The sequence below is a fragment of the Nocardiopsis moroccensis genome, from assembly GCF_055763695.1.
The window spans coordinates 1,165,652-1,186,653 of the sequence record NZ_CP199747.1; the positions used below are offsets into that span (position 1 = coordinate 1,165,652).

General features: G+C 68.2%; 13 protein-coding genes, 1 pseudogene and 1 riboswitch. Of the genes and pseudogenes, 9 read left to right on the forward strand and 5 right to left on the reverse strand.

All coding sequences use genetic code 11. The features are described from left to right. The first annotated feature begins 72 nt into the window (after positions 1-72). On the forward strand, positions 73-858 hold the full coding sequence (locus tag ACUKCB_RS04875) for a sporulation protein (protein ID WP_473039253.1): 786 nt from the start codon (positions 73-75) through the stop codon (positions 856-858). A gap of 116 nt (positions 859-974) precedes the next feature. Here ACUKCB_RS04875 and ACUKCB_RS04880 read toward each other — a convergent pair whose 3' ends face one another. Further along, positions 975-1,754, reverse strand: a complete 780-nt coding sequence (locus ACUKCB_RS04880; RefSeq protein ID WP_473039254.1) for a DUF4097 family beta strand repeat-containing protein — start codon at positions 1,752-1,754, stop codon at positions 975-977. Between the two features lie 177 nt (positions 1,755-1,931). Between ACUKCB_RS04880 and ACUKCB_RS04885 the strand changes: the two genes are divergently transcribed. Beyond that, positions 1,932-2,435 carry an SMI1/KNR4 family protein gene (locus ACUKCB_RS04885; protein ID WP_473039255.1) on the forward strand — a complete coding sequence of 168 codons (504 nt, stop codon included), beginning with the start codon at positions 1,932-1,934 and terminating at the stop codon, positions 2,433-2,435. 60 nt (positions 2,436-2,495) lie between these two features. Here ACUKCB_RS04885 and ACUKCB_RS04890 read toward each other — a convergent pair whose 3' ends face one another. Then, the gene (locus ACUKCB_RS04890) at positions 2,496-2,666 is read right to left on the reverse strand and encodes a hypothetical protein (protein ID WP_473039256.1); all 171 of its coding nucleotides are present in this window, start codon (positions 2,664-2,666) and stop codon (positions 2,496-2,498) included. A gap of 280 nt (positions 2,667-2,946) precedes the next feature. Between ACUKCB_RS04890 and ACUKCB_RS04895 the strand changes: the two genes are divergently transcribed. Next, positions 2,947-3,813, forward strand: a complete 867-nt coding sequence (locus tag ACUKCB_RS04895; protein WP_473040925.1) for an NPCBM/NEW2 domain-containing protein — start codon at positions 2,947-2,949, stop codon at positions 3,811-3,813. 65 nt (positions 3,814-3,878) lie between these two features. Here the strand turns inward: ACUKCB_RS04895 and ACUKCB_RS04900 are convergent, their stop codons facing one another. From ACUKCB_RS04900 to ACUKCB_RS04910, 3 genes are read right to left on the reverse strand one after another with little or no spacing between them, the layout of a single operon-like run. Beyond that, the gene (locus tag ACUKCB_RS04900) at positions 3,879-4,940 is read right to left on the reverse strand and encodes a FecCD family ABC transporter permease (protein WP_473039257.1); all 1,062 of its coding nucleotides are present in this window, start codon (positions 4,938-4,940) and stop codon (positions 3,879-3,881) included. Continuing rightward, positions 4,937-6,028 (reverse strand): FecCD family ABC transporter permease, encoded by a 1,092-nt coding sequence (locus tag ACUKCB_RS04905; RefSeq protein ID WP_473039258.1) that lies wholly within the window; start codon positions 6,026-6,028, stop codon positions 4,937-4,939. Before ACUKCB_RS04905 ends, ACUKCB_RS04900 begins: the two co-directional genes overlap by 4 nt. A gap of 8 nt (positions 6,029-6,036) precedes the next feature. Then, positions 6,037-7,083, reverse strand: a complete 1,047-nt coding sequence (locus ACUKCB_RS04910; protein WP_473039259.1) for an ABC transporter substrate-binding protein — start codon at positions 7,081-7,083, stop codon at positions 6,037-6,039. A gap of 25 nt (positions 7,084-7,108) precedes the next feature. Further along, positions 7,109-7,290, reverse strand: a riboswitch (cobalamin riboswitch). A 512-nt stretch (positions 7,291-7,802) separates the two neighbouring features. Here ACUKCB_RS04910 and ACUKCB_RS04915 point away from each other — a divergent pair. The 6 genes and pseudogenes from ACUKCB_RS04915 (at position 7,803) to ACUKCB_RS04940 (ending at position 20,967) form a co-directional block, all read left to right on the forward strand. Beyond that, positions 7,803-11,324, forward strand: a complete 3,522-nt coding sequence (locus ACUKCB_RS04915) for a LamG-like jellyroll fold domain-containing protein (protein WP_473039260.1) — start codon at positions 7,803-7,805, stop codon at positions 11,322-11,324. 1,294 nt (positions 11,325-12,618) lie between these two features. Beyond that, positions 12,619-18,594 (forward strand): RHS repeat-associated core domain-containing protein, encoded by a 5,976-nt coding sequence (locus ACUKCB_RS04920; RefSeq protein WP_473040926.1) that lies wholly within the window; start codon positions 12,619-12,621, stop codon positions 18,592-18,594. Next, positions 18,591-19,208: a hypothetical protein gene (locus ACUKCB_RS04925; RefSeq protein ID WP_473039261.1), complete on the forward strand. Its 618-nt coding sequence runs from the start codon at positions 18,591-18,593 to the stop codon at positions 19,206-19,208. The genes ACUKCB_RS04920 and ACUKCB_RS04925 overlap by 4 nt, the downstream gene beginning before the upstream one ends. A 135-nt stretch (positions 19,209-19,343) precedes the next feature. Continuing rightward, positions 19,344-19,460 (forward strand): annotated as a pseudogene (locus tag ACUKCB_RS04930) (helix-turn-helix domain-containing protein); the annotation flags it as partial. A gap of 42 nt (positions 19,461-19,502) precedes the next feature. Then, positions 19,503-19,871, forward strand: a complete 369-nt coding sequence (locus ACUKCB_RS04935; protein ID WP_473039262.1) for a helix-turn-helix domain-containing protein — start codon at positions 19,503-19,505, stop codon at positions 19,869-19,871. A gap of 328 nt (positions 19,872-20,199) precedes the next feature. Continuing rightward, on the forward strand, positions 20,200-20,967 hold the full coding sequence (locus ACUKCB_RS04940) for a polymorphic toxin-type HINT domain-containing protein (RefSeq protein ID WP_473039263.1): 768 nt from the start codon (positions 20,200-20,202) through the stop codon (positions 20,965-20,967). The last annotated feature ends 35 nt before the right edge of the window (positions 20,968-21,002 follow it).

The following is a 21,002-nucleotide window of genomic DNA, read 5'->3' on the forward strand; positions in this document are numbered from 1 at the left end:
CCGGCCGCACTCCCAGACTCCGGGTGCGCTCGCCATCCCCGGCCACGCACCCACCGGGAAAAGGAAGTATCTATGGTCATCAAGCGTCTGCTCGCCGGTATCGGATTCGGTGGAGCCTCGGTGGAAACCTCTCTGGACTCGTCCGTGACCGTTCCGGGGGGCTCCCTGCGGGGCACCGTCGTCATCGAGGGCGGCGACGTCGAGCAGCAGGTCGAGCAGCTCACCGTCGGCCTCCAGGCCCGGGTCGAGACCGAGGTCGGTGACCACGAGGTCAACAGCGACATGGAGTTCCACCGGGTACGCCTGGGCGAGGGCGTGGCCCTGGTTCCCGGACAGCGCTTCCAGGTACCCTTCGAGCTCTTCGTGCCCTGGGAGACCCCCATCACCGCCCACCGTGGCCGCCATCTGCACCGCATGAACCTCGGCGTGAACACCCGTCTGCACGTGGCGAACGCGGTCGACCCCGGCGACCTGGACCCGGTGGGCATCGAGCCCCTCCCCGCGCAGGCCGCCATCCTGGACTCCCTGTTCTCCCTCGGGTTCACCTTCAAGCACGCCGACCTGGAGCGGGGTCGCATCGCCCAGACCCGGCAGCGGCTGCCCTTCTACCAGGAGATCGAGTTCCACGCCCCCAGCCGTTACCGGGGCCTGAACGAACTGGAGCTGTCCCTGGTCACCGACGAGCACGGTGTGGACGTGGTGCTGGAGCTGGACAAGAAGCCGGGCCTGCTCTTCTCCGAGGGCCGCGACACCTTCCACCGCTTCACCGTGAACCACCACGACGGCGCCGGACGCGACTGGACGGGCCACCTGCACCAGTGGATCGACTCCCTGGCGGGCCGCAGGGACCTGTTCTGAGCCAGGCCGGGTCCGGGGGCGATCCCCGGGCCCGGGGCCGCTCCTCGCAAGCGCCCCGAGGGCGCCGGCCGCGAACCTCTCGGGGATGACGTGGAGACCGGGAACCGGGTCAGGAGTCAGTCGGCCGGGACCAGGGAGATGGTCCCGTTCCCGGTCCGCGCGGTGACGGTGTTGTCGCTGGCCTCGTCCACCGGGACGTCGGCGACCACCCGACCGTTGTCGGAGGTCTCGAACACGGCGTAGGAACCGCCGGGCAGGGCGATCGTGGCGTCACCGTTGTTGGTGCTGACCTCGACCTCGGAGGGGGCTTCGGCGAACGCGGCGTCGATGCCGCCGTTGTCGGTGGCGGCGCTCAGGCTCTCCGAGCCGATCCCGGTGAGGTTCATGTCCCCGTCGACCGAGGTCAGGGTGAGCGGTCCGGTGACGTCGGAGATGTCGAGGCCGCCGTTCCCGGAGCTGATCTCGACCGGGGCGCTGAACCCGGACACGGTGACGGGGCCTTCGTCGGTCGCCACCGTCAGCGCGGTGTCGGCCGGGACGATGACCTGGTAGCGGATCCGGCAGTCGGAAAACGCCGCGCAGTTCGTTTCCAGGCGGAGGGTGTCGCCGGTCAGTTCCCAGTCCCCGTTCGGGTTTCCTTCGGCCTCGCGCTGTACCCGTACCTCGTCGGTGCCGCCGGGGACGATCTCCAGCGCGGCGTTGTCGTTCTCGACGATGAGCAGTTCGGGTACGCCCTCGTAGCTCTTCTCCTCCCGATCTCCCGGTTCACCGGAACCCGGGTCCTGCCCGCATCCGGCCAGCAGGGACAGGGACAGGAGAACGCTTCCGGCGGTGAGCAGCCTGCGCCGCACCTCCTCGCGGACGGTGCGGGACGTCGGCTCCTGGGATCCTTCCACGGTCCGAAGCTAGCACGCCCGCAGGTGTCGGACACCCGTGGGTGCCGAAGGGCACGGAGCCCCGGGGGAGTGGGGCCGGGACCACTCGCCGGGAGCTGGAGTCCGTGATCCTGGCCGGGTGCGCCGCAGGCGCGGGCCCCTCGGGCCGGTGTCCGTACGGGGCACTGTCGTCCACCCATGATCGATCTCTCCTTTCCCTCGATGCTGGAAGACCTCAGGAGGACCCATGGCGCCCGGGACATGGACTTCGAGATGTACGAAGCCTTCGAGCACCCTGACGAGACCGCGTGGTGGTACCGATTGTGGACCGGCAACGAAAAGGTCGACGGCAGCGAATTCCGTTTCTTCGGCATGGAGGGCTCGGGCGGCTACACCGGCCTGTGGCTGGTCCGGGAGGGTCGGCCACTGACCGAGCAGCCCGTGGTCTTCCTCGGCTCGGAGGGGGAGATCGCGGTCATGGCCACCGACCTCGGGGATTTCCTGTGGCTGGTGGCCCAGGGGTATGGACCGTGCGAGGTCATGGAGTGGAGCGACGACGGTCCCTGCGAGCCCGACCCCGGCGTTCTGGAGGTCGCCCGACGGCACGCCCCCGACGCCCGCTGTGCTCCGGAGGAGATCCTCGGGCGGGCCCGGGAGGAGTTCCCGGACTTCCAGGGGTACATCGACGCGCAGTGCCGGTGAACGGGGCCGGCCGCCACAGCCGCCGGCCGTGCGAAAACGGGGCGCCCCGGCCCCGGGCGGTCAGAGTTCCAGCCATTCGCCCCGGGTCAGTTCCCGGAACCGGTCGAGTGCCTCGGGGGACGGATCGCGGACGAGAAGGCCCGCGCCGTCGTCGCGGAGGAACTCCCGGGCTCCGTTACGGCTTCTGAGCCCCTGGGCGGGAGCACCGGCGAGATCGAACGTTGTCGTCATGTGTGGACGGTATCCGCAGCCGCCCTCGGTTCCGGGAGCAAGGGCCAAGGCAGCCTCGTCCGTCGCGCCGGGCAGACCGGGCCCCTGGGCCTCGGGCCCGGTGAGTCGCGAAGCCGCAGGTCCACGTGCACCGGTCCATACGGTGCACAACAAGACATAGGTTGCATAAATCTTTTTCGATCTGAATGTATTCCTTGGTTGGACAAAAAAGCAGCTCGGAATGGCGGTCGCATCCGACCTGCGGCATCATCCCCACATGTCGAAAATGTGGTTCTTGGCCATGCTGCTAGCGATCACTGCCCTGCTCGGCTTCGCGTTCTTCGTCCTCTGGGTGGGCGGTGGCATCACCAAGGACTCCGCTTGGGAGTTCGCCGCCTGGGTCAGTGCGGCCCTCACCGCGGTCGTCATGGCCGTGGCCGCCTGCGTCACCCTGTTCGTCAGGGTCTCGAGGAGGAAGGACGACGGGGGCGTGGCCTGGCCGCGCAAGCCGTTGGAACTGACCCGGGGAGCTCTGTCCGCGGTGATCGCGGGAACGGTGCTGCTGGGACTGGTCCTCGGAGGAGGTATCGGCTACGGCGGTGCGGTGATACGGCAGGACCGGGAGGAGCAGCGTTCCGAGGACGAAAGCTCCTCGTCCTCCTCCACAGCGGGCTCCGAAGGCGGTGAGGACGACGAACCGGAGAGGCCGACGGACGGGACCGCCGAGGACTCCCCTCCCCCGGATGAGGACCTCTCACCGACGCGAACCCCGGTGGAGGCCGCCGACCAGTGGGGGCTCTCCCGGCTGGAGGTCAAGGAGAGCGGGCACCACTACGGCACCGGCACCTACACCGTCGACGGCCGGGACTACACGGAGACCGTCCGGTTGAACAGCTGCAAGACGTGCTCCGTCGAGTTCGACCTGGGCCGGGATTGGACCACCTTCGAGGCGTTGGTGGGCCTGAGCGATGACTCCCCGAGCGATGTGACGGTCGCGGTGCGGGTGCTCGCGGACGAAAACCTCCTCGCGACGCACACCCTCACCCTGGGCCGGACCGAAGAGGTCTCCGTCGACGTCGAAGGAGCCCTGAGGCTGCGCCTGGAGGCGGAGAGGGTCGAGAACTCGGGCGGGACGGCCGTCTGGGCCGACCCCACCGTGGCGCGCTGACCCGCCACCCGCACAAGCTCCGATCCACCCGCAAGCCCCGACGAGGCCCGGCGGGCGGGTCCCGCTCATCCGCCCCGGCCCACCCTGCCGCCACGCGCCAGCAGGTACAGCAGGTAGGGGGCTCCCAGGATCCCGGTGACCACACCGACCGGTACCTCGCTCCCGCCGAAGGCGGTGCGGGCGAGCAGGTCCGAGCCGACCACCATCAGCCCACCGCAGGCCGCGGCGGGAAACAGCCCGACGGCACGCTCCCGCAGCAGCCGCCGCACGATCTGCGGGGCCACCAGCGCGACGAACGCCACGGGCCCGGCGACAGCGGTGGCCATGGCCGCGAGCGCGGTCGCGGTGAACAGCAGGACGGCCCGGGAGAACTGCACCCGGCCGCCCAGGGCGGTCGCGGTGTCCTCACCGAGCTGGAGCAGCGCCAGCGGACGGGCCAGCGCGAACGCGACCGGTGCCAGGACGGCGAGTGCCAGAGCGACCGTCGCCACGTGCGGCCACTCCCGGTTCGCCAGACTGCCGGTGAGCCAGAGCATGGCGCGCTGCGCCGTGGTGAGTTCGGTGCGGGTCAGCAGGTACGAGGTCGCCGCGCCCAGCATCGCGGTGAGCGCGATCCCCACCAGGACCAGCCGCTGCCCGCTGACCCCGCGCCGGTAGGCGAGCAGGTACAGCAGCAGCGCGGTGCCCACGGCCCCGACCAGCGCACTGGAGGCGACCGCCAACGCCGTACCGCCGAAGGCGACGATGGCCAGCACCGCCGCGGTCGTGGCGCCCGCACTGACCCCGATGATGTCCGGGCTGACCAGCGGGTTGCGCGCCAGCCTCTGCAACAGGGCGCCCGAGAGCGCCAGCGCGGCGCCCACCCCCAGCGCGGTCAGGGCGCGCGGCAGCCTCATCTCCACCACCACGTGCGCCGCCATCACACTGCCGCGCCCGGTGAGCGCGCCCACCACCTCCTCCAGTCCCATCGCGAAGTCGCCCACGGTCAGCGAGACCAGGGCCACCACCGCGGCCAGGGCGGTCAGCAGGCCACCGAGCGCCACCTCGGGCCAGTACACCCGCACCGAGAGAGCGCCGAGGCGGACCACCCCCGTACCCGGCATCAGCGCTCCGGAACGCCCGGTCACAGTCCCGCCGCCCTTCGCCGCCGCACCAGGAGGATGAAGAACGGCGCACCGACCAGAGCGGTGACGATGCCGACCTGGAGCTCCTCGGGGCGCGCCACCACCCGGCCCACGACGTCTGCGACCAGCAGCAGGACGGGCGCCAGCACCGCCGACCACGGCAGCACCCAACGGTGGTCGGGGCCGACCAGGGCGCGCGCGATGTGCGGGACCGCGACCCCCACGAAACCGATCGGACCGGCCGCGGCGGTCGCCGTCCCGGCCAGCAGCACCACCGCCAGCGCGCTCGCCCCGCGCACCAGCCACAACCGCGTCCCCAACGAGCGGGCCAGCTCGTCACCGAGCGCCACCGCGTTCAGCGGGCGCGCCAGCGCCACCGCCAGCACCAGCCCGGCGGCCAGGAACGGCAGCGCCTGGAGCAGCGCAGCACCGTCGGCCCCGGCCAGGGAACCCACCACCCAGAACCGGTACTCGTCCAGGCTCGCACGGTCGCGCAGGATGATCGCCGAGGTCAGCGACCCCAGCAGGGCCGAGATCGCGGCGCCGGCGAGCGCGAGCCTGACCGGGCCGGCCCCGTCCGGGCCCAGCGACCCGACGGCGTAGACCGCGCAGGCGGCCACCGCCGCGCCCAGGAAGGCGAAGGCGACGTAGCCCAGCAGTGCCGACACCCCGAGCACGCTGATCGCGAGGACCGCGGCCAGGGCCGCCCCCGCGTTGATGCCGAGGATGCCCGGGTCACCGAGGGGGTTGCGGGTCACCCCCTGCACCAGGACCCCGGACACGCCCAGGGCCGCTCCGACGGCCAGCCCGGCGAGGGTGCGCGGCACCCGCAGGTGCCGCACGACCAGGTCGGTGTCGGAACCGGTGAAACCGGCGTAGGCGGCATACACGTCGGCCACGGACAGCTGCTGGTAGCCGACCAGTACCGACGCCAACAGGGCCCCGGCGAGTACCAGCAGCGCCGCCACCAGCCCGACGCTTCGGCCCCAAGGACCGCTGAGCAGCCCGGAGCCGCCGGACGGGGGCCGCGGTTTCCGGTGTGGTTCGGCGGGGGCGGGGGACAGGGGCCTTTCGGCCACACGGTCGGCCATCGCCCGGCCTACCCGAACAGGTCGGAATGGATGGTCCCGGCGACCTTGGCCACCGCGTCCGCGCTGCGTACGCCCGCGGAGCGGTCGGCGAAGGTGAACCCCTCGACCCGGCCCTCGGTGACCGCGGTCAGGTTGGCCAGCGCGGGGTCGTCCATGATCTGCTCGATCTGGTCGGCGGCGTCGGCGGAGGTCATCCGCGCGTCACAGCACACGTCGACCAGGATGAAGTCGGGGTCGCGCGCGATCACGTCCTCGGTGGCGACGTCGTGGTTGCGCCTGCCGTCGAGGTCGGCGAAGGCGTTGACCCCGCCCGCCAGGTCGATGATCTCGGTGGAGAAGTCCGGCCCGCCGGCGACCCGGAACCCCTGGTCGCTGGGCCGACCGATCATCACGGTGGGCCGGTCCTCCTCCGCCACGCGGCCGTCCAGGGTCTGGGCGACCTCCTCCACGGTGGCCTCCATGTCGGCGATGACCCGTTCGGCGCGCTCCTGTTCGTCGAAGAGGGTTCCCAGGTCGCGCAGGTCGGCGTAGACGTTGTCCATCGTCACCGTGGCGGGGTCGATGGTCTCGTCGGTGCGGCCGTCCTCGCTCGGGCACAGCGGGGACAGGATCCAGCTCTCGACGCCCAGTTCGCGCAGGGAGGCCCGGGTCCCCAGGCTCTCGTCGGTGAACACGCCGTTGAATCCGGAGAGCACGAAGTCGGGCTCGTGGCTGAGCAGTTCCTCCAGGCTGGGCAGGTTCGGGTAGTACTCCTGCTCGGCCTGGGCGGCGGCGTGTTCGTCCATCACCTCGGCGTCCAGGAACGCCGTTCCGACCAGGCGGTCGCTGATGCCCAGCGCGTGGGCGGTCTCGATAGCGGGCTGGTAGGCGGCGAACACCCGCTCCGGTGGCTCTGCCGCGGCCACGTCGACGTCGCAGTTGCGGATCGTCTCCCCGGCGGTTTCCGGGGCGGGGGAGGAGGGTGACCCGCCGCAGGCGGTCGCGGCCAGCAGCAGGGCGAGGACGGCGGCGGAACGGGCACGGCCCAGGGCCGCCCGTGCGTCGGTGGGCTTCATCGAACAAACCATCCTTCGTGGTTTGATGACGCGGACGGTCGCAGCCGGTCTCCTGGCTCCCGGAGTCGGGCGCTTGCGCCCCGCACCTCCCCCCTTCCCGGACCCGTGCGGGTCCAGTGGTGTGTGGGAGGCGCCCTCCGGTCACAGTGGCGAGGACCGCGCCGGATTCCCACCGGCTTCCCGTGCACTGCGACGTCGACGAAATGAACTTGTGTCGGTAATCAACGGATCACGGTAGTACACCGGGGTTTCCCCGGGGAAGCCCGCTCCCGCTTGCCGTCGGGCCCCTGGATCGGCAGCGGGAGCGGGTGCGTGGATGACGTGACCGGGCTCCTGGCGCGGCGAGGCCGGTTCCGACCCGGACCCGCCCCGGGATCGTGAACGCGGGGCACCACCGGGTCAGAGGAGTTCGAGGCCCTGGCCTGTGGTTCCGTGCCGCGCCCGACAGGAGGTGAACCCGAGATCTCCGGATCATTAGGTTCAAACCTTGATTGGTTGTCCGATCTCGGCCACAAGTGCATATTTTGGGAGAATTGAGGAGGAGGGTGCAGGCCAAGGGAATTCTGGTGCCTTGAGTGAAGTGGGTCACGGGTTCCGTGTTCGCTTTGTCCTGTTAACTTCCTTCTCGGTTTCAGGAACCGGTCGAGGCCGCCCCGCAACCGGGGCGCACCCCACAAGCTCGGCCATCCCCCATACCTGGGCCTAGAGAGCACACCGCCATGCCCCGCGCCGTGCGAGCAGTGACCGCTGCCGCCCTGTCAGCCGCGTTGCTCACCCCCTTCCTCCACTCGACCGCGCACGCGCAGGAGGAACCCGGCTCGTCCCCTCAGGAGGGTTCAGCCTCCACCGCGGAGCTCTTCGAGCAGGCCGCCGTCACCCGGGCCGGCGAGACCGGTGAGCCGGTGGAGATCGCCGGAGCCACTACCGAGACCACACGCCATCTGGCCAACCCCGACGGCAGCTTCACGATGGAGCAGAACGCACACCCAGTCCGGGTGCGCGACGGCAGCGGGTGGACCCCGGTCGACACCGACCTGGTGACGGACTCCGACGGCAGGGTGCGCCCCAGGGCGGCGGCCGCGGACATCGCCTTCTCCGGCGGCGGCGACATGGCGTTGGCGAGCATCGGGCTGGGGTCCAACTCGGTGGAGCTGGGCTGGCACGAGGACCTGCCCGCACCGGTACTGGAGGCCGACAAGGCCACCTACCCGGACGTCCTGCCCGGCGTGGACCTGGTGCTGACCGCGGGGGTCGACGGCTTCGGCCAGGTGCTGGTGGTACACACCCCGGAGGCGGCACGGCACGAGATGCTGGCCGACCTGGAGCTCGGCTTGGCCACCGAAGGCGTGACCATGCGGCTCGGTGAGCACGGCAACCTGGACGCCATCGGCGACCGCGGCCAGGAGAGCGTGTTCAGCGCCCTCGCCCCGGCCATGTGGGACTCCTCGGGCGAACAGGACATGGCCGAGGACGCCACGGTCATGGCACCGACCGGTGCCCGCACCGCGCTGCTGGACGTCGATCTGGCCCCGGACAGCATCCGCCTGGTCCCGGACACGGCGATGCTCACCGACGAGGCCACCCAGTACCCGGTCTACATCGACCCCTCGGTGGCGGTCAGCCGGGTCGGGCGCACCTACGTCAACCGCAACTACCCCACCCAGTCGTACTGGAACTACTCCACCTCGCACACCCCCGGCGTGGGCTACGAACCGAACGAGGCCAGCACCAAGCGGGCGTTCTGGCGGTTCAGCATCGACTCGCGCACCCGCGACGCTGACATCACCCGGGCCACCTTCCGAGCCAAGGTCACCCACGCCTACGGGTGCACCAACGCCCAGGTGCAGTTGTGGCGTACCAACGCCATCACCTCCAACACCACCTGGAACTCCCAGAACCCGTCCTCGTTCTGGAACACCAGGCTCGACACCCGCACCATCAACGCCGGACGCTCCAACTGCCCCGGCGGAGCCTCCCCGACGGTGGAGTTCAACGCCACCGACGGGTACGTGTGGAGCCGTGACGCCGGGCACGCGACCACGACGGTCGGGCTGCGCGGCAACGAGACCCGTTCGAGCAGCAACTGGGACTGGCGCCGCTTCGCCTCCAACCCCACCCTGCAGGTGGACTACAACAACCCTCCTGAGGTCCCCACCCAGGTGTCGGACTCCCACGGCGGCCCTTGCTCCACCGACCCCGACGACCCCCGGCTGATCAACGAGACCCGCCCCACCTTCACCGCCTACGTGCGCGACCGCGACTCCACCTCCGCCAACCGGCAGAAGGTCAAGACCCGCTTCGCGTGGTGGGTGGACGGCGAACGCCTGGATGACGTGGACACCGCGAGGACCGACATCGCCGTGTGGTCCTCCGGCTCCTTCCAGTCGGTGCGCTCGGGCACCCTTCCGGAGAACGTGCTGATCACCTACCGGGCCAACGCCAACGACGGCGTCTCCTGGTCGGGCTGGTCCACCCGCTGCTACCTGACGGTCAGCACCGACCGCCCCGAACAGGGCCCGGAGGTGACCTCCACCGACTACCCGGCCGGGGACGCCTTCCACGGTTCCACCGGGCTGCCGGGCGAGTTCACCTTCTCCAACAACGGGGTCGAGGGCGCCACCGGCTACAAGTACGCCCTCAACGACGACTCCTGCGTCACCGAGGTCGAGCCCGAGACCCCCGGCGGATCGGTGACCGTCACCCTCACACCCCGCCTGGAGGGACCCAACCGGATCTACGCCCGCACCGTGGACGCCTTCGGCAACTCCTCCGACTGCGTCCTGGCCCACACCTTCCTGGTGGCACCGCCCAGCGACCCGGTCGCGCACCTGGCCTTCGACGAGGGCCAGGGCGGCCGCGCCGCCGACGCCGTCGACCCCGACCGCGGGGCCACCCTCTCCGAAGGCGTGGAGTGGGTGCGCGGCCGGGTCGGCGCCGTCGACAACCCCGACACCAACCCCACCCCGCGCCTGAACGGCACCGCCGTGCACACCAGCGGCTACACCGACGGCGACCCCGGCCCCTACGACCAGATCAACGCCGACTACCCGGCCGTGGACACCTCCGGCACCTTCTCGGTGTCGGCCTGGGTCAAGCTGGACCGCGCCCACGCCCACCACACCGCGGTGGCCCAGGAGGGCGAGGAGCAGAGCGCCTTCCACCTGGGCTACCAGGGCAACACCGGCGAGTGGGTTTTCAAGATGTCCCCCGAGGACCAGCACTGGGACGGCTCCCGGGAGTGGGCCGTCGTCACCTCCTCCGCCCCCGCCGAGACCGGGGTGTGGACCCACTTGGCGGGCACCCACGACTCCCAGACCGGAGAACTCGTCCTCTACGTCGACGGTGTCCGGCAGGGAGCGTCCACCCACACCGGCTCCTGGAACGCCACCGGCCCCCTGACCGTCGGCCGGGCACTGTTCCAGGGGACGGGAAACTACTACTGGCCCGGGTCCGTCGACGACGTCAAGGTCTGGGACCGCCTGGTCCTGGACGAGACCGTCACCGACGCCGAGCAGCACTCCGAGGTGTGGAGACTGGCCAACCGCCCCCTGGCCCCCGAAGGACGCTGGGCGCTGGACGAGTACCAGGGCACCGAGGTGGTCGACTCCACCGACCACGGCCTGGACGCCGCCCTGCACGCCGACCCCGGCACCGCCTGGGACCGCGCCGAGAACGACATCACCTTCTCACCCGGGGTGCGGCTCAACGGTGACGACGAGTACGTCCAGGCCACCGGCCCGGCCGTGCGCACCGACCGCAGCTTCACCGTCGCCACCTGGGCACGCCTGGACGAGACCGGCGAGAGCGTCAACGTCTCCGCCCTGAGCCAGGCCGGCGAGTTCCAGAGCGGCTTCCACCTGGGCTACCAGGGCTCCAACGGCAACTGGACCTTCAAGATGGCCCCTCACGACGACGCCCCCACCGAGGGGGCCGCCGGATGGACCTACGCCTACTCCACCACTCCCGCCCGGCTGGGGGAGTGGGTGCACCTGGCCGGGGTCTACGACCACACCAACGGCCAGCTCGTGCTCTACGTCAACGGATTCGAGGAATCCCGCGTGGCCGTCGACCACGCCTGGCACGCCGACGGGCCGGTACGCATCGGCAGCGCCCAGCACCGCGGTGCCAACACCTACTTCTGGTCCGGCGACCTCGACGACGCCCACACCTACCAAGGCGTGCTCAACGAACGCGAACTCTCCCAGGTCTACGCGGGACGGATCCCCGCCCCGCGAGGCTGACCCAGGCTCCACCCCCGCCCCTTTCCCCTCGTAACCGTCGCCCCGCCCCGGAAGGCGGGGTGACAGGAGGCTTGCTGTGACCCCGCGCAGTGACACCCCTGAACCCGCCCCCTCGACCAGGCCCGGACCGATCCGCCGCGCCATCGTCTACCCCGTGGCCCTGGTGGTGTTCGCCGGGCTGCTGAACACGCTCCCGGCCTCGGCCACCGCCTACAACCCCCGCCCGGAGGTGGCCGAACAACCCTCCGTGGAGGGGAGCGAGGCGGTCACCGAGGCCCTGTCCGAGGACGACGCGGTCGCCGAGGCCGCGATGACCGCCCCGGCCTCCGTGGCCTGGCCGGAGGCCACCAGTGTCGACGTCGACCTGGAACAGGACCGGGCGCGGACACTCAGCTCCCAGGAGGACTCACTGGTCACCGTGGGGGCCGTCAGCGGTGAGGAGTTCGAGGACTGGGAGGTCCCCGAGCACTGGCAGGAGGTGCTGGAGGCGGAGGCCGCCCGGGACCTGGAGGAAAAGGCGGCCGACGAAGCAGAGGCAGCCGAGGAACAGGCGGCCGAGCAGCAATCCGAAGAACCCGAGTCCGCGGACGGGGAAGCCGCACCCGCCGAGGATCCTGACGCCACCGCAACGGACGAGGAGGCCGACCGCGGCGGGAACGGGACCGCCGCCGAGCGGGAACGGCACTCGGACCCCTCCGAGCCCGAGGAGAGCGCCGCCGAGGAGGAATCCCGGACTCTCGCGGCCCCCGCGCCGGTCGAGCCGGTCGAGGTCCCCGAACCGGAACCGGTCGCCTCGGCCCAGGTCGAGGTGTTGGACCGGGACCAGGCCGAGCAGGCCGGGGTCAACGGTCTGCTGCTGCGGGTGAGTCGCACCGACGACTCCGCGTCGGTCGCGCCGGTCGAGCTCGGCGTCGACTACTCCGGCTTCGCCGAGGCATTCGGCGGTGACTACGCCTCCCGTCTGACCATGGTCGAGCTCGACGAGTGCGTGCTCGACGAGTCCTGTGCGGACGAGGACACCGCCGCCCATGACTCGGCCGTACTCCTGGACAACGACACCGGGGAAAACCACATCACCGCCCGGGTGAGCGCCGCGCCCCAGGGCTCCCTGGTGGCTCTGGCCGCCGCCCCGGCCGGCGGAAACGGCGACTACGGGGCGACCCAGCTCTCGGCCGCCTCCAGCTGGAACGTCAACAACCAGTCCGGTGACTTCTCCTGGTCCTACGCCTTCGCCACACCCCCCGCCCCCAGCGACCTGAACCCGGCGGTCGGGCTGGGCTACTCCTCCGGCGGGGTGGACGGGCGCATCGCCACCTCCAACAACCAGACCTCCTGGATCGGTGACGGGTTCGCCTACGCCCCCGGCGCGATCGAACGCCGCTACTCCGCCTGCGTGGACTCCGGGCACGAGACCGGAGACCTGTGCTGGAACACCGACAACGTCACCCTGTCGATGACCGGCCACTCCGGTGCGCTCATCAAGGACGACGACGGCTCCTACCGGCTGTCCAACGACGACGGGACCAGGGTCGAACGCCTCACCGGCGCAGACAACGGCGCCCACGACGGCGAGTACTGGAAGGTCACCACCCCCGACGGCACCCAGTACTTCTTCGGCCGCAACCGCCTGCCCGGCTGGTCCAGCGGCGATCCGGAGACCGAATCGGCGCAGACCCTGCCGGTCTACGCCCCCGAGTCGGGCCAGCCCTGCTACGACTCCGACTTCGCCGACTCCTGGTGCCAGCAGGCCAACAAGTGGAACCTCGACTACGTCGTGGACGTGCACGGCAACGTCATGACGTTCTACTACGACGCCGAGACCAACCACTACGGCCGCAACCTCACCAAAACCGCCACACCCTACGTGCGCGCGGCCAACGTCAAGCGCATCGAGTACGGACTGCGCAGCGACGACGTCTACGCCACCGCCCCGGCCCGGGTGCTCTTCTCCGACTCCGAGCGGTGCCTGGTCACCGACTCCTTCGACTGCGCCGCCGACAAGCGCACCTCCGGCAACGCCGAGCACTGGCCCGACGTGCCCCTGGACCAGGACTGCAAGTCGGGCCAGTCCTGCGCCGGACGGCACTCGCCGACCTTCTGGTCCACCAAGAAGCTCGATGCCATCACCACCCAGGTCCGCGATGGTGACTCCTACACCGACGTGGACACCTGGAAACTGGAGCACTCCTTCCCCGAGTCCGGGGACGGTACCGGCCCCACCCTGTGGCTGGACTCCATCGAACACGTCGGCAAGGTCGGCGGCACCGAGTCACTGCCCAAGATCAGCTTCGCGGGCACCCAGATGCCCAACCGGGTCGACTCGCCCTCCGACGACATCGCCCCCATGCTGCGCTGGCGGATCACCTCGATCTACACCGAGTCCGGCGGCCAGTTCGACATCAACTACTCCCAACCCGAGTGCGAACCCGGGAAAACGCCGGAGCCGCACGAGAACACCAAGCGGTGTTACCCGGTGCTGTGGACCCCCGAGGGCGGGGTGGAACTGACCGACTGGTTCCACAAGTACGTGGTCACCGAGGTCAACGAAGTGGACCTGGTCTCGGACCAGCCCACGCTCACCACCAGCTACGACTATGTCGGTGACCCGGCCTGGCGGTACACCGAGGCCGATGGCATGGTCAAGGACAAGTACCGCACCTGGGCCGACTGGCGCGGCTACGACCGCGTCATCGTACGTACCGGCCACGAGGACGAGGAACGCACCGAGACCGAGTACCTGTACTTCCAGGGCATGCACGAGGACAAGCAGCCCTCGGGTAAACGCTCCGTGGCCGTCACCGACTCCCGCGGGGTCGAGCACACCGACCACAAGGAACTGAACGGTACCGTCCGCGAGGTCATCGTCCGCGACGGCGAGGGCGGCCAGGACATCTCCCGGGAGATCACCACCCCCTGGTGGAAGCAGACCGCCAAGGTCACCCATGACTGGGGTGAGCAGACCGCCACCAAGATCGCGACAGAACAGGTCATCAGCCTCACCCGTCTCGCTGATGACTCCTGGCTTGAGGCCCGGGTCGACAACACCGTCAACGACGACGGCGCCGTCACACGGGTCCGCGACCACGGTGACGTGGACGTCGACGGCGACGAGAAGTGCGTCAACACCACCTACGTCAACAACACCGACGCCCGCATCCTCAACCTCGTCTCCCGTGTCGAGACCCTCGCCGTCGACTGTGCGGACACCCCGAACCGCCCCGAGGACGTCATCACCGACGAACTGGTCTCCTACGACGGCGGAGACCACGGGGACACCCCCACCAAGGGCCTGCCCACCAGGACCCAGAAGCTCGACTCCTACGCCGACGGCGAGCCCGTCTACCAGACGGTCGACCAGACCGGGTTCGACGACTTCGGCAACACCGTCTCCGAAACCGACGCCTCCGGCGGAGTGACCACCACCGAGTACACCTTCACCTCCGAAGGCCTGCCCGCATCGGTCACCGAGACCAACCCCGTCGGCCACACCACGAGCACCACGGTCGACCCGACCCGCGGCCTTCCGGTCTCCGAGACCGACGCCAACGGCCGCACCATGACCATGGCCTACGACCCGCTCGGCCGCCTCACCGGAGTGTGGCTGCCCGACCGCGACCAGGCCACCGACACCCCCACCACGAAGTTCGAGTACCACGTCCGCCAGGACGCACCCACCTCGATCACCACACACACCCTGCAAACCCGCACCGAGTACACCACCAGCCACGAGATCTTCGACGCCTTCCTACGTCCGCGGCAGACCCAGAGCCCCGCTCCGGGCGGCGGTCGGCTCGTCACGGACACCTTCCACGACACCCGCGGCCAGGTCGTCCGGGAACGCGAGCCCTACTACAACGAGGACGAGGCCGCCGACACCCTGTTCGTCGTCGCCAACGACGCCGACGTCCCCCGCCAGGCCGTCACCGTCTACGACGGCGCGGGCCGGGTCACCGACAACATCCACGTGGCCCTGGGTGAGGAACGCTGGCGCACCAGTACCGAACACCACGGCGAGCGCACCCTGGTCACCCCACCCGACGGGGCGGTGGCCACCACCTCCATCGTGGATGCCCAGGGGCGTCTGAGCGAGGTCCGCACCCATCACGGGGGCGCCCCCGAGGGCGACTACGACGCCATCACCTACACCTACGCCAAGAACGACGAGCTGGCCACGGTCACCGACCCCGAGGGCAACGTCTGGGAGCACACCTACGACCTGCGCGGCCGTCTGGTGCGCACGGACGACCCCATCAGCGGTACCACCACGATGGGCTACAACGAGCTCGACCAGATGGTCTCCGCCACCGACGCCCGCGGGCAGACCCTGGCCTACTCCTACGACGAGATCGGCCGTCAGGTTGGGCTGTACGAAGACTCCCCGGAAGGGGAGAAACGGGCCGAGTGGGTCTACGACACCCTCGCCAAGGGCCACCTGACCTCGTCCACCCGCTACGACGGCGGGGACGCCTACACCTCCCGTGTGGTGCACTACGACCAGTTCTACCGGCCCACCACCACCGAGATCCGCATTCCCGACAGCCAACCCATGCTGTCCGGGCGCTACCGCTTCTCCACCCAGTACAACGTCGACGGTTCGGTCCATAGCCTGTCCATGCCCGCCGCCGGCGGGCTGGGCCAGGAGACCATCGGCTACAGCTACAACGAGCTGGGCATGCCCACCCTCATGTCGGGGTTCACCGAATACGTCACCGACACCGTCTACAACGGGCTCGGTGAACTGCGCCAGATCGCCCTGGACACCGGGGACTCGTCGACCACCCACGCCACATGGATGACCCGCGACTACGATCCCGCCACGGGGCGGGTGGCCGAAACCACCCTGGTGCCCGAGCGAGGTCTCACCGGGTCGCTGGTGCACCGCTACTACAGCTACGACGACGCGGGCAACGTCCTCAGCCTGCGCGACGAGCCCACCGCCGAACACCTCCAGTCGGACGTGCAGTGCTTCACCTACGACCACATGCGCCGGATGACCGGGGTGTGGACCCCCGACGCCACCGGTGAGGAGGCGTGCGCGGCCCAACCCTCCGCCGACGCCCTGGGCGGTGCGGCTCCGTACTGGCACGAGTACACCTACGACCAGCTCGGCAACCGCACCACCGAGGTCCAGCACGGACTTCCCGGCGGCGACATCACCCGTACCTACCAGCACGGCGATGCGACCGACGTGGCGCCCCAGGCGCTGACCCGGGTGGAGGAGTCCGGACCGGGCGGGACTCGGCTGGAGGAGTACTCCTACGACGAGGCCGGGAACATGACCGGCCGCACCACTTCCTCCCGTGACCAGGAACTGGAGTGGGACGCCGAAGGCAACCTGGCCCGGGTCACCGAGGAGGACGGCTCGGAGACCTCCTACACCTACGACGCCGACGGGCAGCGGCTGATCCGTGAGGACCCGGCCTCCACCACGCTCTACCTGCCGGGCATGGAACTGCGCCTGGACAAGGAAGAACTGGTCAAAGAGGCCACCCGGTTCTACTCCCACGCTGGGGAGACGGTCGCGGTCCGGCAGAACGACGGCACCCTGTCGTGGATCCACGCCGACCACCACGGCACCGGCCAGGTCGCCGTCGATGCTCGCACCGGTGAGGCGACGCACCGGTACATGAGCGTGTTCGGTACCGAGCGCGGGGAAGCTGCCGGTAGCTGGCCTTCGGAGCGTGGTTTCGTCGACGGAACCGTTGACTCCTCCACAGGGTTGACCCAGCTCGGAGCTCGTGCCTACGACTCGACGCTAGGGAGATTCATTTCTCCGGATCCGGTCATGGACGTGACCGACCACCAGCAGATGCACGGCTATATCTACGCCAACAACAACCCAGTGACCTTCACGGACCCCGATGGGCTCTTTTGGAAAACTGTAGCTTTTGTTGCCCGGCTTATGATCAACTCGGTGGCTAATTATTTGGCGAAGCGCGGGGTGAACGTTTATAACAATCCGTCGTTTCAGCGCGCAAATAATTGGATCGACAGGATTTCCTCTTCTGGGTCCGGATCCGGACCCAGGTCCGGAAGTAGTGGCTCGACTTATCAGGATCAAAAGCAGTCCAAGGCCTATCGTGAAGCCCGGGCTGAGAAAGCAGAAGCAAAACAGAAGCTGGTCTCTGCGGCGACCGGTTTGGCGCAGTTGGTGGCCGACGAGCTCGGTATCACTGCTGGGCTGGAGTGTTTCACCTCCGGTGATCTGGGTGCGTGTGGTGAGACCGCGGTCAATGTGGCGTTGATGTTCGTCGGCGGGCTGCCTGCCAAGATTGCGGCGAAGTACGGTCTGCGCTGGGGTAAGGCGGCGGAGCTGGGTCGGAAGATCTCTGCCCTGGGCGGTGATCTGATCGAGGGTGTCAAGGGCCTGAACAAGGCCAACAAGAAAATTTCCAGTATCTGTCCAAGTGAGAAAAGAAACAGCTTCGTTCCCGGCACGGCGGTGGTGATGGCCGATGGGTCCACCAAGCCGATCGAGGATGTCGATATCGGTGAGAAGGTCCTTGCCACTGATCCAGAAACGGGTGAGCAGTCGGCCCGGACGGTGCTGGCCACGATCGTGGGGTCGGGCGCCAAGAGCCTGGTGCAGATCACCGTTGACCCGACGAGTGAACGTGATGCCCCTGAAGGGGACGAGACCGTTTCGGGTGAGGGGTCTGAGGGCGCTCCGGGGCCGGTAACGGCCGGTGACATGATCGTGGCGACCGACGGCCACCCGTTCTGGGTCCCGGACCCGGGGTCGTGGGTGGAGGCGATCGACCTCGCTCCGGGGATGTGGTTGCAGACCTCGTCGGGCACCTGGGTGCAGGTCAGCGCGGTCCAGGCCTGGGCCCAGACGGCCACGGTTCATAACCTGACCGTGCAGGGCGTCCACACCTACCACGCCGGCGCTGGGTCTCTGGATGTCCTCAACCACAACTCATCAACTCATGTATGCTTGTTTAAAAATGTCCATTTTATGGACGGGAAAAAATATCCTGAAAGTGCAAGCCATGTAAAAGATGCCCAAGAGGCGGGGCATCCGAGTGTCTTGACGATTGAGCGATCAGGTGCTAAAAATCGTCGCAAGGAATCCTTGAGAGGCGTGCCGACTCACCCTGGAAGGCAGCGGGATGAGTATCCTCCTGCAATGTTTCAAGAGGGTGGAAATGGAGCAAGCGTTCGGCATATAACCTCGTCAGATAATGGGGGTTCGGGGGCGACATTTGGAGGGCAGTTGAGAAAACTGCCGAACGGTTCGAAAGTTTTGTTTATTCCTGATTTGAGGTGACTGTCATTCGCTCGCAAGTTGATGTGCTCATTGAAAAATCCTCTCCCCCATTGGGGGAGGAAGTTGTGGGCTCAAGTGAGATTTTTCGTTCTCTTCTTATGAGGAAGAATGGTTTTTATGCCTTCCTCTCTGCGCTCCTTGTGTACCCTAGTGGCCCTGTCGGGGGCGAGCAATCGTTGGAGGAGTGGAACGGGCCTGATGGCTGGAGGGGGGGATACAAAAAAGATCTGGATGATTTCGTAGCGTTCGCGTGTGACATTTTTGGTGGGCAGTTTCTGCTGCGCGAGGGTGTTGTTTTCCATTTTGACCCGGAGACGGGGGAAGTGGAAAATATTTCAAGCAGCATTGAGGATTGGGCGCATGCGATTCTTGGAGATCCTGAATATCTAACAGGATACCCATTGGCTGGTGAGTGGCAAAATAAGTACGGGCCTATTCCCCCTGGGTTTCGGCTTGTTCCGAAAACGCCTTTCGTGCTGGGTGGAGATTTTTCCATTGACAACCTTCGCCCCATGAGGTCAATTGATGCAATAAGGAGGCAATCTCGTTTGGCAAACAAGATTAGAGATATCCCTGACGGGGATAAAATCCTTCTCTTTTCAGATGAAGGGTAAGGACTCACCTTGCTGAAGTTGAATTATTGGATTTGCTGCTCTTGGCGGGCTGTCCTGCCTGGGTACCCCGGGAGTATGAGGTACTCCACCGGCGGCGGGCTGACCGCCGCACAACGCTAGCGGCGCGAGGCGGTACGCCTGGCCGCCGCCGAGGACTTCGAGGCAGGAGCCACCGATCTCCAAGTCGCCCGCACCCACCGCGTCACCCACATGTCGGCCTGGCGATGGCACCACGCACTCAAGACCGGCGGACGCCAGGCCCTACGCTCCAAAGGACCGGCCTCACGCTGCCGAATGACCGAGGACGAACTGACCCTGCTGGAACAGCTCCTGGAAGTCGGCCCGGCCGCACACGGCTATCCCGACCAGCGCTGGACCCTGGCCCGGGTGCGGGCAGTGGTGGCCGAGCACTTCAACGTGACCTACTCGATCAAGGGCATGGCCCTGGTGCTGCACCGGATGAACTGGAGCGTGCAGATCCCGGCACGGCGTGGCGCCGAACGCGACGAGGAGGCCGTGGAGCACTGGCGGCAGGAGGTATGGCCGCGCCTAAAAGCACCGCGGGCGACCTGGATGCCTGGATCTGCTTCGAGGACGAGGCGGGCCAGGGTGGCAGGCCGCCCAGGGCCCGCACCTGGGGCAGACAGGGGCGCACCCCGGTGATCACCGTCACCGGGGCGGGCCGGGGCCGGGTCAGCGTGGCCGCGCTGTGCTGCTACAAACCCGGGCACCAGCCCCGGATGCTGTACCGGACGCACGTCTACCACCGGCCACCGAGGAGCGGACCTCCTTCGACGAGGCCGACTACATCGCCTTGGTGGACGCCGTGCACCGTCGGTTGGGGGTGCGGTGGTGCTGGTCTGGGACAACCTCAACCGGCATACCAGCGCGAACATGCGGCGCCGTATCGGTGAGCGGAGCTGGCTGAGTGTCGAGCTGAAGCTCAGTCTCCGTAGGCTTTTTCGATCCGAGGGGTGAGAGAAACAGCTTCGTGCCCGGCACGGCGGTGGTGATGGCCGATGGGTCCACCAAGCCGATCGAGGATGTCGATATCGGTGAGAAGGTCCTTGCCACTGATCCAGAAACGGGTGAGCAGTCGGCCCGGACGGTCTTGGCCACGATCGTGGGGTCGGGCGCCAAGAGCCTGGTGCAGATCACTGTTGACCCGACGAGTGAACGTGAGGCCCCTGAAGGGGGCGAGACCGTTTCGGGTGAGGGGTCTGAGGGCGCTCCGGGGCCGGTAGCAGTCGGTGACATGATCGTGGCGACCGACGGTCACCCGTTCTGGGTGCCGGAGTTGGGCCTGTGGGTGGAGGCGATCGACCTCGCTCCGGGGATGTGGTTGCAGACCTCGTCGGGCACCTGGGTGCAGGTCAGCGCGGTCCAGGCCTGGACCCAGACGGCCACGGTCCATAACCTGACCGTGCAGGGCGTCCACACCTACCACGTGGCGACAGAGTCGCTGGATGTTCTCAACCACAACGTACATGCGTGCCCTCATGCGGATTTCTCTGGGATTCCAGAAGATGCGCAACCTTATGCAGAAAACGTTGTTAGACAAATGGATACAGATGGGGCTCGCCCGCCTGGTGTTCGGCGGGGAAAGAGTAAAAAAGGTGAAGGTATTTACACAGGGGAAGGGCTCCCGGCGGAAGCAGAAAATTACTATGTTGAGACTGACGTATTTCCTAATCTGGATCGAAAGCGTCCGGATGGAAGGCTCGTATTTGGGGGGGCGTGGAGAAGTTTGGCACTCTAGGCATTATGACGGCTTTACTGAGGTAAGGGGTCCCC

Coding starts and splice junctions, on each gene's coding strand:
- ACUKCB_RS04875 (WP_473039253.1), top strand. CDS start 73: ATGGTCATCAAGCGTCTGCTCGCCGGTATCGGATTCGGTGGAGCCTCG.
- ACUKCB_RS04885 (WP_473039255.1), top strand. CDS start 1,932: ATGATCGATCTCTCCTTTCCCTCGATGCTGGAAGACCTCAGGAGGACC.
- ACUKCB_RS04890 (WP_473039256.1), bottom strand. CDS start 2,666: ATGACGACAACGTTCGATCTCGCCGGTGCTCCCGCCCAGGGGCTCAGA.
- ACUKCB_RS04895 (WP_473040925.1), top strand. CDS start 2,947: ATGCTGCTAGCGATCACTGCCCTGCTCGGCTTCGCGTTCTTCGTCCTC.
- ACUKCB_RS04905 (WP_473039258.1), bottom strand. CDS start 6,028: ATGGCCGACCGTGTGGCCGAAAGGCCCCTGTCCCCCGCCCCCGCCGAA.
- ACUKCB_RS04910 (WP_473039259.1), bottom strand. CDS start 7,083: ATGAAGCCCACCGACGCACGGGCGGCCCTGGGCCGTGCCCGTTCCGCC.
- ACUKCB_RS04915 (WP_473039260.1), top strand. CDS start 7,803: ATGCCCCGCGCCGTGCGAGCAGTGACCGCTGCCGCCCTGTCAGCCGCG.
- ACUKCB_RS04935 (WP_473039262.1), top strand. CDS start 19,503: ATGACCGAGGACGAACTGACCCTGCTGGAACAGCTCCTGGAAGTCGGC.